Raw genomic sequence first — 15,059 nt, forward strand, 5'->3', positions numbered from 1 at the left:
TAATTTTATCTGAAACCTATTTTAAAGTGATTAAACGTTAACCACGCAGTAATGAAGATAGAGCTACTGGTGTCTGAGGGTGAGGTAACTGTTGTTACCGAGGGTGGGAAGACAATGTTCAGGAGCATTGATGATGCCTTAGCCTACATTAAGAGCATGATTAATAACAGTGAATGCGTCCGCAACTCATGGTACATTAGAGTACCATTAATGAGGATACTTAACCTACTGGCCTACGCCTCAGATAAGGGTCTTAGGAACGTTAAGGAAGCCTTACTGAGTTACCTGAAGGCTAATGGTTTAAGTGAATCCAATGTTAGGGTTATTGAACCAACCCTACAGGCTCTAGGCCTGGTTAACAATGGCGTATTAACGGAGGATGCTATTAGGATTGGTGAATTATTCAGGAGGGGCTTACTCACTGAGTGCGCTAGGTTAATGATGAAGATGGCCTACGGTAACTGTGTCTTAAGGAGCATGTTAATTAACTATAAGCCAGGTAACCCGGAGTCATTGAAGGCCATTGGATTAAGGAGGAGGGATGAGTTGAACTACACAATTCAATTACTTGACTTCATGATAAGTGGTGGATTAATTGGCTGCGTTGACTCGGTTAATGAATTCCTACACAGCAAGTGCAGTAGACCGGTGTGCGAATGCTGTGGTAATTACCTAACATACTACATACTCAGTAGGTTGCTTTCATTTAAGTTATTTGATTACCTCGACTTACCTAGGCTGGGGTATTCACCCGTAATTAGTAATGAAGGCATATTCCTAATGCACCCAAATGGTGAGGATAAGGTTCCTGTGGTAAGTAGAATCATTGAGTTTAATCAAGCCAACTACACACCTGGCTTAAGGGAGATTGTGGACTCCATTGAGCAGGAATTGAGGAGGAGTAATGTGAGTAGGGCCGTGTTAATAATACCATTCACCGTTAACTACGGTGACTGCAGTATAGGTAAGGTCTATGTCTCAACATACTTAAGGGGAGTATTCACCTACGCTAAAATATATGACCCACATGAGTTAACCGGGGAATCAACCATTAATTAAGCCTAGTACTTATCGAGGTATGCGGCCATGATGTAGGCGTCTTCACCATCATGGTAATAACCCTTAACCACATCAACAATCACGTAGCCTAACTTCTCATATAGGCTAATGGCTGGTTTATTAGAAACCCTAACCTCCAGGTAAACCTCACTGGCCTTGTAGAAGTGCTTCATAGCCCTCATTGACCTAACCATTAAATTATACCCAATCCCAATCCTCCTATACTGGGGTAGAACACCAATGGATACAATGTGCCCCTTCCTCACTATACTCCCCTTCCTTAAATTAGACCAGCCGAACTCAACCCTACTCATTACGTAACCAGCCGTCTCACCGTTAACCTTAGCCACAATGAAGGCTTTGGGGAATGATAAGTGATGCTCAACGAAGAAGTATGATGGGTAATTCTCAGGTAAGACAGCCCTATTAATCCTAATAACATCCTCCAAGTCACTCATATCAAACTCCTTAATAATGAACTTAACACCACCCTTACCAGTAATCTCCTCAGCACCTTCAAGCTTCTCAGTGACCACACCCATGAAGCATTAGCTGGAGTGAGCTAATATATAAATATTTGTCCCAAGTCAATAATCCCCTCATTAACTACAATGATATTAAGATAAGGAATGATTAAATAACCGTGAAGGGGAATGAGTTTAATTAATGCTGGGAGCCTTCAATAGGTGCGGCGTCATGTTAACCCTGTAAGTGGCCTTAATCCCCTAAATTATGAGAAAAACTTAAAAAATACTTATGAGCCAAGTTTAGTGAAGCGGCCCGTAGCTCAGCGGCAGAGCACCCGGCTGTAGTCAGCCCCACGGGGGACAATTCACTAAATCCCCGTGGCCGGAAACCGGGGGGTCCCGGGTTCAAATCCCGGCGGGCCGACCAGCAGTATTCTTATTAAACTGGGTTAAGTAATATTCAAGTGAAGGCAATACTCCAAAGGTCACCCATTGTTAGTAGGCTTACTGGATCATGCGGATACCCTGTACCTGACCCTGTGGCCGTGGCCCAGGGAATGTCCATGACCTCCCAAGACTCATTAACAGTACTGGACACCTACGGCTTCATTAGGCACCTCGGTGAGTTAACGGTATCCTCAGTGAGGGGTTCCATGGTTATAGCAGTCATTGACCTATGGGACATTAGACCCCTCTGCAGGTTAGTTAACCTACCGTGCCTTGAGCCTTGGGATGAGGATAGCTTAAGCGTCGCGTTAAATGAGGCTTTTCAATATAGTTCAGTTGTGGAGAAGCCATACATCATTAGGCTTAACCCCCTCTTATCAAGGTCACTTTGCCCCAGGCTTAATGAGGTTAAGGTACTGGTTAATAGGCCTGTCTTCAATAGGAATTGGGGTATTGGGAATAGGTGGAGGTTACCTGAACAATGGGGTAATAATGATGAGCGGGTTAAATTAATCCTAAGTAGGGCCAGGGAACATGTGAAGAGTGGTGACGTATTAGTTGAGGGTTACCTGCCAGCTGACTCATCAGCATCAAGGAGCCTCTACGTTAATCCACTACCCATTAATGAACTCTCAGGGGTTAAGATTGTTGAGGAGGCTAGGCCATTCATGATTAATTTAATCAAGGGGGTTAACCCAAATGTTGAGTTCAAGGATTCTAAGGCTAAGTTCGACTCAATAGTGAGGGATGCCTGGAGGGTGATTGATAATGGACCCATTGATCCAGCTGCATTAATAAGATTCTGCCTACTTAAACTAGTGAGGGAGGGTAGGCTTGGTAATGTACCTATAGTGGTTTCCTCACCATACCTAATTAGGTGGAGTGAAACGGTAATGCGGCCTGACTATAACCCAAACCCCACCTACTTCATGCCCAGGAACATTAATGATATCACGGATGCAACCCACATTAATCCACTAGCCTTAGTTAAGGGTATTGGGGATTACTCATACGGTAGTAAGGTAACCGTGGTGACATCATGTGATGTATACGATGATGCGGGTGATGGCTCAATTGTAATTATTAATGACCAATGCCCACCCCCAGCCAATGTAAGCGTCATAGAGGTTAATGGGGGTGTGGAGCTTGATAGGGTATGTCAATTAATAACCAGTACCCTAGATAATGGTGGCGTAGCCTGGATTAGGCTTAGCGGGTTTAGAAGTGAATTAAAGGCTGTAGTTGACAGGAACCTATGTGACCTATGCGGTGACTGCATTGCACTTAAGTGCAGTGCAATAACTACTGATGAGCAGGGTTACCCAAGGATTAATACTGATGAATGCATTGGGTGCGGGTTATGCGTAAGCGCATGCAGTAGGGGTGCCATAACACTGTTTAAGCCAGGATCCTAAAACCAGCATTAAGACTGAGTTACCTAGGTTTCATTAACTGGAGCCATCACTGTTACTTAACCCTAAATCCAAGGGGGATCATTATTTACTAGGTAATGCATCAGCACGGGTTCCTAAATCCTATTACGCCTTACTTTAACGCCATGGCGTCTAAGTTGCTCCTCCAGTTCACTATATATTAACGTTACATTATTAATCAGCGTATTCTTCAACTCAACAGCATCCACATCAGCTATTGGTGGAAGTAAGAAAACCACACTCCCGTGGCTGAGCTTATACATACTCATGAATTCCCCGCTTAACTCATCCATGTTCTCATCCTTAAGATCATCAAGCACATCCCCATACCAGTTAATTAACTTGTTCAACTTACTCATTACACTTATGGGTAATATTCCCGTCGTTATGAAGATACCTTCCCCCGGGTGCCTGGGCCATTGGGGTTCTGGTATAATCTTACTCGCATCCCTAAAACCACCGCTCCTGGTTATGGTAATTACACTGGCCTTAACCTCCCTTGAAAGCACTTCACCTACTGCAGTCATTCTAAGGTATATGTCCTCAAGGTCACTCCCGGGTAGATCTAGAATTTGGCTAATTGGGTATACTGCAGTCTCAATTACCACAAGCCTAGGCCAGCTGCAGAGGTTGAGGCATTTGCATAATTTATCCACGAAGTTCCTTGAATCAGTGTAGTTAACATCACCCTTAGTTAATTTAACGTAATCATCCTTAATTAAACCGGCTACAATTGGTAAAGCCACCATTAGCACTGCCTTATCCACATGTTAATGATCAACAGTAGTGTATAAACCTTAATAGTAACTGTGGATAGGTTTTAACTTGAAGTAATGCCTACGCCTCTAAGCCATTGATTAATAATCTACGTTACTTCAATTTGAGTACTGCAGGAGTACTCATTACCATCCTCATCCCTAGGCTTCCAAACAATCTCGTATTTCCCGCTCTTAACCTGCGCCCCCTCGTTATTTACCTGAAACCAAGTCACCATTATTGAGGAGGATGGTGGGATTAATACCTGGGGAGGCTCCATGGTGAACACTACTCCTGATGATGAGTCAAGCACTTGCCATGAACCAATGTAAAGTGCCCTATCACTAATGTTAGTTAGCATAATGTAAACCACTTCCCCAAGTTTAAACTTCCTCCTATCAACCTGAACAATGCACTTACCCATTTTAAATCAAGTAACTCGCTCGACTTATTTAAATATGCAATAAGCCCCTAAGCCTTATTGAGGCATGGGTATTATGTTCATGGTGCAAAAGTATATATTTAGTGAAGAGGGTGCGGTTGCCTTATGATTAAGGGCACTGTGGTCACGGTGCTTTCATCCAATGAGGCTGAGGCCATTAAGCTGGCTGAGTTAATGGGTAAGAGGAGTGAGGAGCGTATTTACTATAGGAAGAGGGATGAATTAGTTAAGTCAATTCTCGTACCGCCGGTTAATAGGATTATTGATGAGGCAGTGGCGTTATCCATATCCTCAGTCTTCTACCTCAAGGTGCCTAGTGAATTAACCTGGATTGATGGTGAATTAGCCCTATTAGCCGAGGCCTCGGGGTTAAGGGGAGTGGTGATGCCTGATGATGCCGACGGCTTCAGGAGGGTTTTCAGGGAGTTGAGGATAAGTAACTACGTCTCCGAGTTCACTGAAATTGACGCTGATGCTGAGGATGTTGGTGTGGTTTACGTGGATAGGGCCTTCAATGTTAAGGGTGTTGGCCTAGTGGTATTGGGCTTTGCGTTAACGCAGGTGAGTGTTCATGATAAGTTAATGGCATTACCAATGATGAAGGAGGTTGAGGTTAGGAGTATTCAAGTCCTTGATGAGGACCAGGACTCAGTATTACCGGGTACTAGGGTTGGGTTAGCCTTGAGGAATGTTAGGCTTGAGGAGATTGAGGGTATTCAAGCCTTAATTAAGCCTGGGGTTAAGTTAACCAGTGAGGTTAAGGATTTCGTGAAGCTTAAGTATGCTCATGATGCTGAATTAGTACACGTAATTGCCTGCGGTGTGAGAACCATGGGTAAGGTTAATGAATCAGTGATAAGCCTTAAGGATAAGCTACCAGTCAACTGCAGGGCATTAATAATCAACGTTAATGCCAAGCCCAAGACACCCAGGATATACGGTTACGCAGACCTTAAGGCCTAATCCCAGTGAAGGGTTTAAATACTCCGATATCGAGTATTACCCATGAGGAGAATGCATCACCACTTGCATCACGGTTACGTCAGTGATGAGGTAATCGACTTAATAACCAGTAATACACCTCAGAACGGTGTAGCCGCCGACTTAGGATGCGGTTCAGGTAGATTCTGCCCAATACTACTCAGAAAGGCCAGTAAAGTGTATTGCGTTGATGTTGATGAGTACGCCATTAAGATGGCTAAGGATTACGTTAAGGATGAGAGGGCTGTTTTCCTAAACGAGGACGCATCATCAACATCAATACCATCAGGCACCGTGGACTTAGTGATAATGGTTAATTCATTCCACGACATGGAGGATAAGAGTAAGGTAGCCTCAGAGATAGGTAGGATACTTAAGCCAGGCGGCTTAGCCATAATAATTGAGTCGAAGCCAGGCCTATCAATACCCGGACCACCACCGTGGATTAGGATGAAGCCTGAGGACGTCCTAAAGTACTTCAATAGCCAGTACTTCAAGCCAATTGAGGTTAAGGATTTAGGTAACTTCAACGCAATAATAATTAGAAGAACATTAACTAAATAGTGAAAAACACTCACACACCATGAAACCTACCACACAATTGATTACGTATAACCCAGTAGCCACCGCAGCCTACTATTTACCGTATTTAGTCGGGGCCGGGCCTAAGCCCCCTTGAGTCAGCTGGCACCGGCTGACTCATGGTTAATGACCCTAATGTGGGTTAGGTTAATACCCTTAACCCAGTACTGAAGTTGAAGCTTAAGTTATAGTCTTCACTACTCTTCTTAACAGTGAACTCAATGTTAACGTCCTTTAACCTACTCATCTTGGCTGATAATTCAGCTAGTAGTTCATTAAGGTCCTCGAAGAGTAATGGGGCGATCTTACTCGGTATCTCAATACTCATGGTGAATGATGCTTTGCTAACTTTACCAGTTAATATATCCTTATACTCACTGTAGTAGTAGTGTCTAGCCACCTGGGGTGGTAGTATTGCGTTGAAGATTCTTATTAATAAGTCAGCCCTCCTGTGGGATAGCATGCTTATCATTAATACGGCTAATGGCTCAGTAATATCCTCAATGCTAATTAACCTAACATTCCTCTTCTTAGCCTCCTCAACAGCCTCGGGTAGGAATAACTTGGCTGCAACAAAGGATTGATTGACGTATGAGGCCTTAACAACATCCTCCCCAGTGGCCACGGCCCTAATGTGGCCCCTTAATTCACTCCCCTCAATCCTGAGCATGAATGAGCCATCCTCATTCAGCTCAAGCAGCATTAGCTTAAAGAGTAATTAAACCCTAATAATGTTTACTCAATTAAACCAGGATATAGTCTGGTTTAAATACACCTAGTTTAAAGGTGAAGGTAAATGAAGTCGTTAACTGAGCGAAGGATTAATTGGATGATGGCCCTAATGCCCTACAGCATCGCCATCGGTCCCCTGGGCACTTTACTAACACTTGAAATAGCGTCATTAAAGGGTACTCCAATAGACGTTAGCTACGCCATGTCAGCCGGCTCAGCGGCCGGTGTTGCGGCGCCGTTGATATGGGGTTTTCTACTGGATAGGTACGGTGGTAGAAGGGTCTTAACCCTAGGCTTCCTTGGGTCAGCCCTATTCATGCTGGCCCTAGCCTACTCATCAAGCATACCTCAGATAGCCCTCTACTATGCAGCCGCCTCATTATTCTCATCGGCTGTTGGTGTATCGGCAAGCATGATTATTGTGGGTTACTCAAGTAGATCTAAGTGGAGTGAATCTTACTCAAGCCTAAACTTCATTAATTCACTGGGTTACCTGATAGGTGACTTAGCCGCTGCGGTTCTTTCAGGTTTCCTAAGCATTAAAACTATAATACTATCCATGGGTTTATTATCACTCGCCTCAGTAGCCTTAACCGTATTAACAATGCCCAGGGAGGTAGTTAAGGTTAGTAATACTAGTAATGACCCACCTAAGTCAAAGGGTAGGGTAATGGGGTTAGGTGACTTAGTTGACTTAATAATACTGTATTCAGCCCTCATAATATTCTACATTTCATCAGGCATATTCAATACGCTTTACCCATACGGCCTAAGGGTGGGTGGGTTATCTAAGACGTGGGTTATGGGGGTGATCTCAATGGGCCTGGGGGTTCAGATAATGGGCTTTAAACTAGCACCACGCCTAATAAATAGGCTTGGCGGCAACGCTAAGGCTGCCTCAAGTTCATTAATCCTAAGGGGCTTATCCTACTCCCTAATAGGGTTAACATCATCAACACCAGTAACCCTAATCGCCACGGGCCTAACCCTATACCCACTGGCCGCTGGGTTAGCATTCTCAACATTCTACACTGCGTCCAATGTAATGATCTTTGAGAGGCTTAAGAATGGTAAGGAGGGTAGAGGCCTTGGGGTCTACAACGTGGTCACGGGCTCAGCCTACTTAACGGGCTCCCTAACCTCAGGCTACTTAGCTAACTCAATAGGCATAGGGCAGAGTTACGTTATAGCTGGGGTGATGTTATGGGGTTCAGCGTACTTATTCAGGCTGATTGATAAGAGTAAGGTTCCTGAATTAACCAAGGTATCCGCCTAATGATTCCTCGTTCTAAAGCGTGAAGCTTTCAATTACTTAACCCATAATCCAAGTTATGTTTATTACCTAATTCATGTTAAAAATGCTAAATTACGAGGAGGATTTAGTAAACACAGGTATTGTACCTCATGATAGGCCTACCAGTATTAGCTTCTATGAAGAATAAGTAAAACCCCACTTGATTGAGGTCCGTTAAGAATATGTTGAAGATGTATTGATGCTAAGAGGATTAGGAAATGATAATTAACCGTAGCAACTGTAATGCTCCCATGATCTTTAATGACTAGGTGTGGTTAAGTAATGGTGGAGTTGCATGCTAATGCATTTAAGCCTGTACCTAATCCAGTAATGTGCCTAGGATTGGTGTTACGTTAGGTGACCCGGCTGGGATTGGTTATGAAATAGTGGCTAAGGCATTATTAAAGCTAAGTAACCCTGAGGTTGAATTAACGTTAATAGGTAACCTGGAGCACTTTAAGAGGGTTTTAGGGATGCTTAAGATTAGTGATGATGTTCTTAATGGGGTTAGGTTTATTGATATTCCAGGAGGCCCCTTTGAATTCGGTAAGGTTCAGGAGGAGGCTGGTAGGGTTTCCCTTGAGAGTGTTAGGAGGGGTGTTGAATTAGCCATGGCTGGTGAGATTGATGCCTTAGCCACAGCACCAATTAATAAGGAGGCTTGGATTAAGGCTGGTTCAAGCTACATAGACCACACTACGTTGCTTCAAGCATTAACAAAGTCCAAGGAATCATTAACAGTCTTCGAGACGAGGAGACTGAGGATACTATTCTTAACGAGACACATGCCGTTAGCTGATGCAATTAAGGAGATTAAGGCAGCCAATGTGCTTAATGGCATAATCAACGCAAGCAGGGTACTTAAGGCCCTTGGTGTTAGGAGGGGGAGGATAGCTGTTGCGGCCTTAAACCCACATGCAGGTGAGGGTGGTTTACTGGGTAGGGAGGAGATTGATGAGATCACCCCAGCGGTTAAGGAGGCTAGGGTTAAGTACGGTATTGATGCCTACGGCCCAATACCAGCTGACTCAGTCTTCCACCTAGCCGCCCAGGGCCACTATGATATAGTGCTTTCACTCTACCATGATCAAGGCCACATCGCAGCTAAGACATATGACTTCAAGAGGACGGTTAGCCTAACCCTGGGTCTACCATTCCTAAGAACATCAGTTGACCATGGAACAGCCTTCGATATAGCTGGTAAGGGGATAGCGGATGAAACAAGCATGCTTGAGGCAATCAGGAAGGCAGTAAGGTACGCAAACCAGTATAAGAGAAGATGGAGAAAAGCCTTCAAGGAGACTAATTGATTTTTATAATGAGTGTAATTAAGTAGCTTTAATTTACCTGGAACTAGTCTTAATTCACCTTCCTTTTAATGTTATTATTACTATGGAATTCATAATCGGCTTAGTTACTGCTATAGTGCTTACAGTCACTGTGCTTAAACTAACACTGTACATGGAGTATAGGCTATTATTGAGCATTATTATGCTATTATCAATATTCCATGGACTTGATGCAAAAATAATGCAGATATTGCTAATGGTGAGTATACGTCAGTGTAGTAAAAGGTAGATTAACTAGAAATCCGCGGGTTTCACCATAGCGCAGGCTTATAATTAATGATGCTTTAGATCAAGTGCTTTTATCTTAATTAATTATGGGTTCATACGCATTAAATTCGACATTAGCATATTAATAAAATGATCAATGAAAATGTTAATGCAGGTGATGAGGTTGGATGGCTTAATGATTAAGGATTATGTTTTACCATTGGGAATGGTATTACTTCCTTAATGGAGTATTGCCCAGTCAGCACCATTACTAGCCTATCAATGCCTATGCCTAATCCACCTGTTGGTGGCATTCCGTAGCTTAGGGCCAGGACGAAGTCGTAGTCGTAGGGATGCGCCTCCTCGTCACCTCCCTTGAAGCGTTCAGCCTCCTCCTCGAAGAACTTGTGCTGTAGCTGGGGATCATTAAGCTCAGTGTAGGCGTTGGCCAGCTCCATTCCGGCAATGTATAATTCAAACCTCTCTATTAAGCCTGGCTTAGACCTATGTGGCTTACATAATGGTGTAGTCTCCTGTGGGTAATCAGTAATGAAGGTTGGTTGAATTAACTTAGGTGCCACTAATTTATCAAATAGCTTCTCAATCATAAGCCCCCTAACGTACTGCCCACCCCTAGGTACCAGCCCATTCTCATTCATTAATCTCCTCAACTCATCATCACTCATTGACTCAACGTTCTTACCCAGCTCATTACTTAAGGCCTCATACATTGTTAGTCTCCTGAACGGTGTAGTTAACTTAACCTCAACCTTACCTTCACCTATAGGGTACTCCACCATGTCCTTACCAGTAACCTTCACTGCCACTTGATGAATCAAATCCTCCGTAAGCCTCATGATATCATTGTAGTCCGCGTAGGCCCAGTATAATTCAAGCATTGTGAATTCCGGGTTATGGTAAACATCAATGTCCTCATTCCTGAAGACTTTACCAATCTCGTAAACCTTATTGAAACCCCCAATTATGAACCTCTTCAAGTAAAGTTCAAGGCTAATCCTAAGGTACCAGTCCTCATCAAGGGCATTAACATGAGTCTTAAAGGGCTTAGCCAAGGCACCACCGTAGACTGGTTGAAGTATTGGGGTTTCAACCTCCATGAACCCCATTGAATTCAAGAACTCCCTAATGGCTTGAATAATCCTGAACCTGGTTTGAATAATCCTCCTAGCCTCACTATTATAGAGGAAGTCAAGGTACCTATGCGTATACCTCCACTCAGTGGTGTATTTACTCCAGTCAGGTGGCTCAAGGAGCGCCTTAGCCAATAATGCGTAATCATGAACCAGTAGCGTTAACTCACCCTTAAGCGTGTAGAATAAGTCACCCTCAACCCCAATTACATCACCCCTATCCACATATCTATGAAACTCCTCAAACCTATCCCCAAGCTCATTAACCCTCAAGTAGAGTTGAAGCCTCTCACCCTCATCGAAAATATCAACGAATGAAGCCTTACCATGCCTCCTAACGTTAGCCACCCTACCCACCGTCCTAATACCCTTAAGGAATGGATCATGGCTAATAGGGTACTTCTTAGCTAGCTCCCTAATCTGACTTATCGTGTGGGTAATCTCAAATTTATGTGGATACGGGTTAACACCCCTACTCCTCAACTCCTCCACGATCCTTAACCTATTCGGGTCCCATTGAGGCTTATACATACTGATGCGTTAAGTTCAATGCGGATAGTCTTAATAAACATTGTACCACATGCAACCCATGGGTAAAGCCCTAAAAGCGCAGTGAAGTATAGTGTGTCTGATGCAGGTAATTGATGATGATTTAGTGGATGCATTGACAATCCTCGGCTTATCAAGGAAGGAAGCCACTGTATTAGCGTACCTACTCCTTAAGGGTAGTGCCACGGCTAGGGAGATTATGGCTGATTTATCTATTCACCAGCCTCAATTATACAATATAATGGTTTCACTTGAGAGGAAGGGTTTCATTAATGTTCAGCAGAGTAAGCCTAAGGTATATGCGCCAATAAGCATGGGGGTTATAATGGAGATGATTGAGGGTGAGATGCTTAAGCGTAAGCAAGCTGTGGTTAAGGCATTAACATCATTAACCAGGGGTGATAAGGCACGGAACCTACTATGGGTTACTAGGGGTATTGATAACGTTATCTATAATTCAGCATCCTTAATCCAAGAGGCCAACAGTGAATTATATGTATCAGCCCCACCAGTGTTATTGAGTAGGTTACTTAAGTACATGAGTAGCATTGATCCCAAGGTTAAGGCGTATATTTTAGTGTACCCTAGTTTAAATGATGAATTGTTAAATGAATTGAAGGGTATTAAGAGTGTTGTTGAGGTTAAGGTGAATAGGCTTGGCCCATTCTACTTCATTTCACCAAACGCGGAATCCTGCGTATTCGCATCCAGTAGGGTTAGTTTACTTAGGGAACCTGAGACATACGGGTACGTGTTTAGAGATAGGACAATGACTCTTCAATTCATTCACGGATTCTTCGATACATGGAGGCGGGCTCAGACGGTTTACAGGAGAGGCTTTAAGCCCTCTGACTACCCACTGGTTTTTAACTCACATAGATTCGCCACGTGGGAGATCCTTAAGGCTAAGGAATCTAAGCTAAGCATTGAGGTTAGGGTTAAGGGCTACTTAACGAGCAGTAATGAGGAGGTTGATGTAACTGGGATACCACTTAACGTAACGATAGATAGTGATATAGTGAACTTTGAACTATTACCCAGTAACGGCAATAAAGCATTACTCATAGGTGGTACTAACGCCTTAATTGAGGATATTGAATCAGAGTACATTGAAATCAGACTTATGAATCAATAAGTTACATTTGAATCAACTGAACCAGTAATGCTCCTAATTTATACTATATAATGTAGTAAAATTTTTAAACTTACGAGGCAGCTTCACCTATGTCTGGCAGGAGTAACTCAACCCTAGTTGTGAAAGCAATACTAGTGGCGGTGGTTATCCTGGCGGCAGCATATAGCGCAGTCACAGTGCAGGCTCAACAGAAGCCTCAAATAATAGGAGGCAACCCTGTCACAATAATATTAACACCAGGTTCACCCATGTGGAATCCCTATGCGCCAAGTAACATGATTGGCAACACATGGGATTACCTACCATTAGCGGCGTTTAATCCATTGACTGGCCAATTCTGGCCTATTCTAGCTGAGAATTGGACTGTTCAAGTTCTCCCCAATGGTAGTGGCATATTAACAATCTACCTTAGGCCTGGCTTATACTGGTATAATGGTTCAGTAGCGATTCCCTTCACTGCTTGGGATGTTTACGCTGAGTTCTACATTGGCATGAAGGTGCTCGCTTGGTATGTGCCTTGGATTAACCAATCCCTTGTTGATGAGGATATTAGAGTATTGAATAATTACACTATTCAATTCCTATTCCAAAGATGGACACCGTACATACCATATTGGCTATTAACAAGTTGGATTGATGTACCATACGCCGCATGGAAACCAATAGTGGATAAGTTAAGGACAATGAACGCAACGCAGGCAGCGTCATTCACATCTAATGTAACAGAGTATGTTGTACCGTATTATGGTTTATACCCATATTACTTAAGTTACATTAGCACAACATACCTTCACTTCACCCTTGAGCCGCCTAACTTATTATCATCATGGTATAAGGTCTTCCCATTCGCATCATGGGGGTACTATGATCCAACGGCAATAGTATGGGAGACTGGCGGCAATACGCAGGCCTTAAGCGGTATGTTAGCTGGGAAGATAACGTATGATTGGATTGGTTTATCCGAATCCCAGCTTAAGGTCATTAATAGTACACCAGGTTGGTCTTCATTCGCCTTACCAGTATTCTCAGTAATGGGTATTGCCATTAATCCTAATTATTATCCTTGGAATATTCCTCAGGTTAGGGAGGCTTTATGCGATGTTATTAATAGGACTGAGGTTGCTGCAGCATGGGGCTTAGCCATTAGTAAACCAGACTACTACCCCACCCCAGTAATACCTGGGACTGAAGACACTTACCCGCCTGATGTTAGGCAATTCATCATACCATGCTCCTACAACTGGACCAAGGCCGAACAACTCCTTGAAAGCCTAGGATTCACAAAGAAGGGAGAATACTGGTACACACCAAACGGAACAGAATTAACACTCTATGTTTATGGTCCAGGTGGATTCACTGATTGGATGACAATGGCTAGTGATGCTGTTGAGCAAATGCAAGCATTCGGTATCAATGCCAAGTTAATTGGGCAGGATGTTGGAGTATTCTGGAGTAGTACATTACCTAATAGTGAGTACGAGGGTGCTACCACGTGGCTTAATTCAGCTAATGGACCAGCCTACAGTAGTATGTGGGGGTTATTAGATTGGCCTTGGTGGACTACTGGAGTAGCCATTCAGGCATGGCATAAGGGTAGTGAGGTTTGGCCATTCCAGTGGCCTAATGGTACATGCACACCAGTTATCTTACCCACTCAGCCACCTGTCTTCACTAATGGTACCATAGTGTGGTGTGTCAACTCAACATACGGCTACATTAACATAACCAACTGGCAGATGCTTGAGAATATCGCTGCTCCAGGAACACCTCAATACGACTTGATGATGAAGATAATATTCGCATGGTATGATTACTTCGTTCCAATAGTGCCGCTTTATAATAAGCTTGAGCCGTATGAATACATGACATCTGTAATGGATCCAAACTGGTTATTCCAACCATGCATAATCAATAAGTACCCAATATTAACGTATGAACTAGAATTCATGCCATGGGGCTATGGTAACTCCTTATACAGTGACCTACATATAATAATCGCATGGGGTCTTGTTGCACCAAAAGGTGTTGTTCCTCCTGTTGCTCAAGCTATAGCTAATGGTTCATTGTGGACTAAGTATCCTCAGTATGCTGCATTCCTAGGTATTCCTAATCCTGATCCTTCACTGCAGCAGTGTGTTGCATCATACTTCCATATACCGTATACTCCAGTATCAACCACTACTTCAACCTCAACCACAACCACTACGACTACTACTCCAGTGACTACTACTTCAACGACTACTAGTACTACCACTTCAACTGTTACCTCAACCACTACTGCCGTTTCAACAGTCACTAGCACAGTCACAACCACTGCTGTAAGCACTGTAACATCAACAGCAACCACTACGGCAGTATCAACAGTAACAGTAACCAAACCAGTGGTATCAACAGCATTAATAGCAGGAATAGTAATCATAGTAATAGTCATAGCAGCAGTAGCAGCAATAATAGCGTTGAGGAGAAGATAAGGCA

Annotated in this window: 13 protein-coding genes and 1 tRNA gene; 9 read left to right on the forward strand and 5 right to left on the reverse strand. The window is 43.3% G+C overall.

What is annotated here, in order from left to right:
- Positions 1–51: 51 nt before the first annotated feature.
- Positions 52–1,059, forward strand: a complete 1,008-nt coding sequence (locus CMAQ_RS06030; RefSeq protein ID WP_012186223.1) for a hypothetical protein — start codon at positions 52–54, stop codon at positions 1,057–1,059.
- Between the two features lie 2 nt (positions 1,060–1,061).
- On the opposite strand, the gene rimI is transcribed toward CMAQ_RS06030, so the two are convergent.
- Positions 1,062–1,601 carry a ribosomal protein S18-alanine N-acetyltransferase gene (gene rimI / locus CMAQ_RS06035; protein ID WP_012186224.1) on the reverse strand — a complete coding sequence of 180 codons (540 nt, stop codon included), beginning with the start codon at positions 1,599–1,601 and terminating at the stop codon, positions 1,062–1,064.
- A gap of 234 nt (positions 1,602–1,835) precedes the next feature.
- Here rimI and CMAQ_RS06040 point away from each other — a divergent pair.
- Positions 1,836–1,953 (forward strand) — tRNA-Tyr (locus CMAQ_RS06040).
- Positions 1,954–1,990: 37 nt separating this feature from the next.
- The gene (locus tag CMAQ_RS06045; protein WP_012186225.1) at positions 1,991–3,388 is read left to right on the forward strand and encodes an ATP-binding protein; all 1,398 of its coding nucleotides are present in this window, start codon (positions 1,991–1,993) and stop codon (positions 3,386–3,388) included.
- Positions 3,389–3,501: 113 nt separating this feature from the next.
- Here the strand turns inward: CMAQ_RS06045 and CMAQ_RS06050 are convergent, their stop codons facing one another.
- Together CMAQ_RS06050 and CMAQ_RS06055 are read right to left on the reverse strand one after the other, a co-directional pair.
- Positions 3,502–4,173, reverse strand: coding sequence for a hypothetical protein (locus CMAQ_RS06050; protein WP_012186226.1), 672 nt, complete (start codon positions 4,171–4,173; stop codon positions 3,502–3,504).
- 98 nt (positions 4,174–4,271) lie between these two features.
- Positions 4,272–4,586, reverse strand: a complete 315-nt coding sequence (locus tag CMAQ_RS06055) for a hypothetical protein (protein ID WP_012186227.1) — start codon at positions 4,584–4,586, stop codon at positions 4,272–4,274.
- Between the two features lie 123 nt (positions 4,587–4,709).
- Between CMAQ_RS06055 and CMAQ_RS06060 the strand changes: the two genes are divergently transcribed.
- The gene (locus tag CMAQ_RS06060) at positions 4,710–5,567 is read left to right on the forward strand and encodes a translation elongation factor (protein ID WP_012186228.1); all 858 of its coding nucleotides are present in this window, start codon (positions 4,710–4,712) and stop codon (positions 5,565–5,567) included.
- Positions 5,568–5,609: 42 nt separating this feature from the next.
- Positions 5,610–6,149: a class I SAM-dependent methyltransferase gene (locus CMAQ_RS06065; RefSeq protein ID WP_012186229.1), complete on the forward strand. Its 540-nt coding sequence runs from the start codon at positions 5,610–5,612 to the stop codon at positions 6,147–6,149.
- A 160-nt stretch (positions 6,150–6,309) separates the two neighbouring features.
- On the opposite strand, the gene CMAQ_RS06070 is transcribed toward CMAQ_RS06065, so the two are convergent.
- Positions 6,310–6,870 carry a hypothetical protein gene (locus CMAQ_RS06070; protein WP_012186230.1) on the reverse strand — a complete coding sequence of 187 codons (561 nt, stop codon included), beginning with the start codon at positions 6,868–6,870 and terminating at the stop codon, positions 6,310–6,312.
- 93 nt (positions 6,871–6,963) lie between these two features.
- Between CMAQ_RS06070 and CMAQ_RS06075 the strand changes: the two genes are divergently transcribed.
- Positions 6,964–8,175, forward strand: coding sequence for an MFS transporter (locus CMAQ_RS06075; protein ID WP_012186231.1), 1,212 nt, complete (start codon positions 6,964–6,966; stop codon positions 8,173–8,175).
- Between the two features lie 350 nt (positions 8,176–8,525).
- A complete protein-coding gene (gene pdxA, locus CMAQ_RS06080) occupies positions 8,526–9,503 on the forward strand; it encodes a 4-hydroxythreonine-4-phosphate dehydrogenase PdxA (protein ID WP_012186232.1) in 978 nt (325 codons plus the stop codon).
- A 446-nt stretch (positions 9,504–9,949) separates the two neighbouring features.
- Here the strand turns inward: pdxA and lysS are convergent, their stop codons facing one another.
- On the reverse strand, positions 9,950–11,431 hold the full coding sequence (gene lysS / locus CMAQ_RS06090; RefSeq protein ID WP_012186233.1) for a lysine--tRNA ligase: 1,482 nt from the start codon (positions 11,429–11,431) through the stop codon (positions 9,950–9,952).
- 100 nt (positions 11,432–11,531) lie between these two features.
- Here lysS and CMAQ_RS06095 point away from each other — a divergent pair, with 100 nt between their 5' ends.
- Positions 11,532–12,584 (forward strand): TrmB family transcriptional regulator, encoded by a 1,053-nt coding sequence (locus CMAQ_RS06095; RefSeq protein ID WP_048062714.1) that lies wholly within the window; start codon positions 11,532–11,534, stop codon positions 12,582–12,584.
- A gap of 89 nt (positions 12,585–12,673) precedes the next feature.
- Entirely contained in the window at positions 12,674–15,055 is a 2,382-nt protein-coding gene (locus CMAQ_RS06100) for an ABC transporter substrate-binding protein (protein WP_012186235.1), read from the forward strand.
- The last annotated feature ends 4 nt before the right edge of the window (positions 15,056–15,059 follow it).

Source organism: Caldivirga maquilingensis IC-167 (assembly GCF_000018305.1).
Classification (GTDB): domain Archaea; phylum Thermoproteota; class Thermoprotei; order Thermoproteales; family Thermocladiaceae; genus Caldivirga; species Caldivirga maquilingensis.

Coding starts and splice junctions, on each gene's coding strand:
- CMAQ_RS06030 (WP_012186223.1), top strand. CDS start 52: ATGAAGATAGAGCTACTGGTGTCTGAGGGTGAGGTAACTGTTGTTACC.
- rimI (WP_012186224.1), bottom strand. CDS start 1,601: ATGGGTGTGGTCACTGAGAAGCTTGAAGGTGCTGAGGAGATTACTGGT.
- CMAQ_RS06055 (WP_012186227.1), bottom strand. CDS start 4,586: ATGGGTAAGTGCATTGTTCAGGTTGATAGGAGGAAGTTTAAACTTGGG.
- CMAQ_RS06060 (WP_012186228.1), top strand. CDS start 4,710: ATGATTAAGGGCACTGTGGTCACGGTGCTTTCATCCAATGAGGCTGAG.
- CMAQ_RS06065 (WP_012186229.1), top strand. CDS start 5,610: ATGAGGAGAATGCATCACCACTTGCATCACGGTTACGTCAGTGATGAG.
- CMAQ_RS06070 (WP_012186230.1), bottom strand. CDS start 6,870: ATGCTGCTTGAGCTGAATGAGGATGGCTCATTCATGCTCAGGATTGAG.
- CMAQ_RS06075 (WP_012186231.1), top strand. CDS start 6,964: ATGAAGTCGTTAACTGAGCGAAGGATTAATTGGATGATGGCCCTAATG.
- lysS (WP_012186233.1), bottom strand. CDS start 11,431: ATGTATAAGCCTCAATGGGACCCGAATAGGTTAAGGATCGTGGAGGAG.
- CMAQ_RS06095 (WP_048062714.1), top strand. CDS start 11,532: ATGCAGGTAATTGATGATGATTTAGTGGATGCATTGACAATCCTCGGC.
- CMAQ_RS06100 (WP_012186235.1), top strand. CDS start 12,674: ATGTCTGGCAGGAGTAACTCAACCCTAGTTGTGAAAGCAATACTAGTG.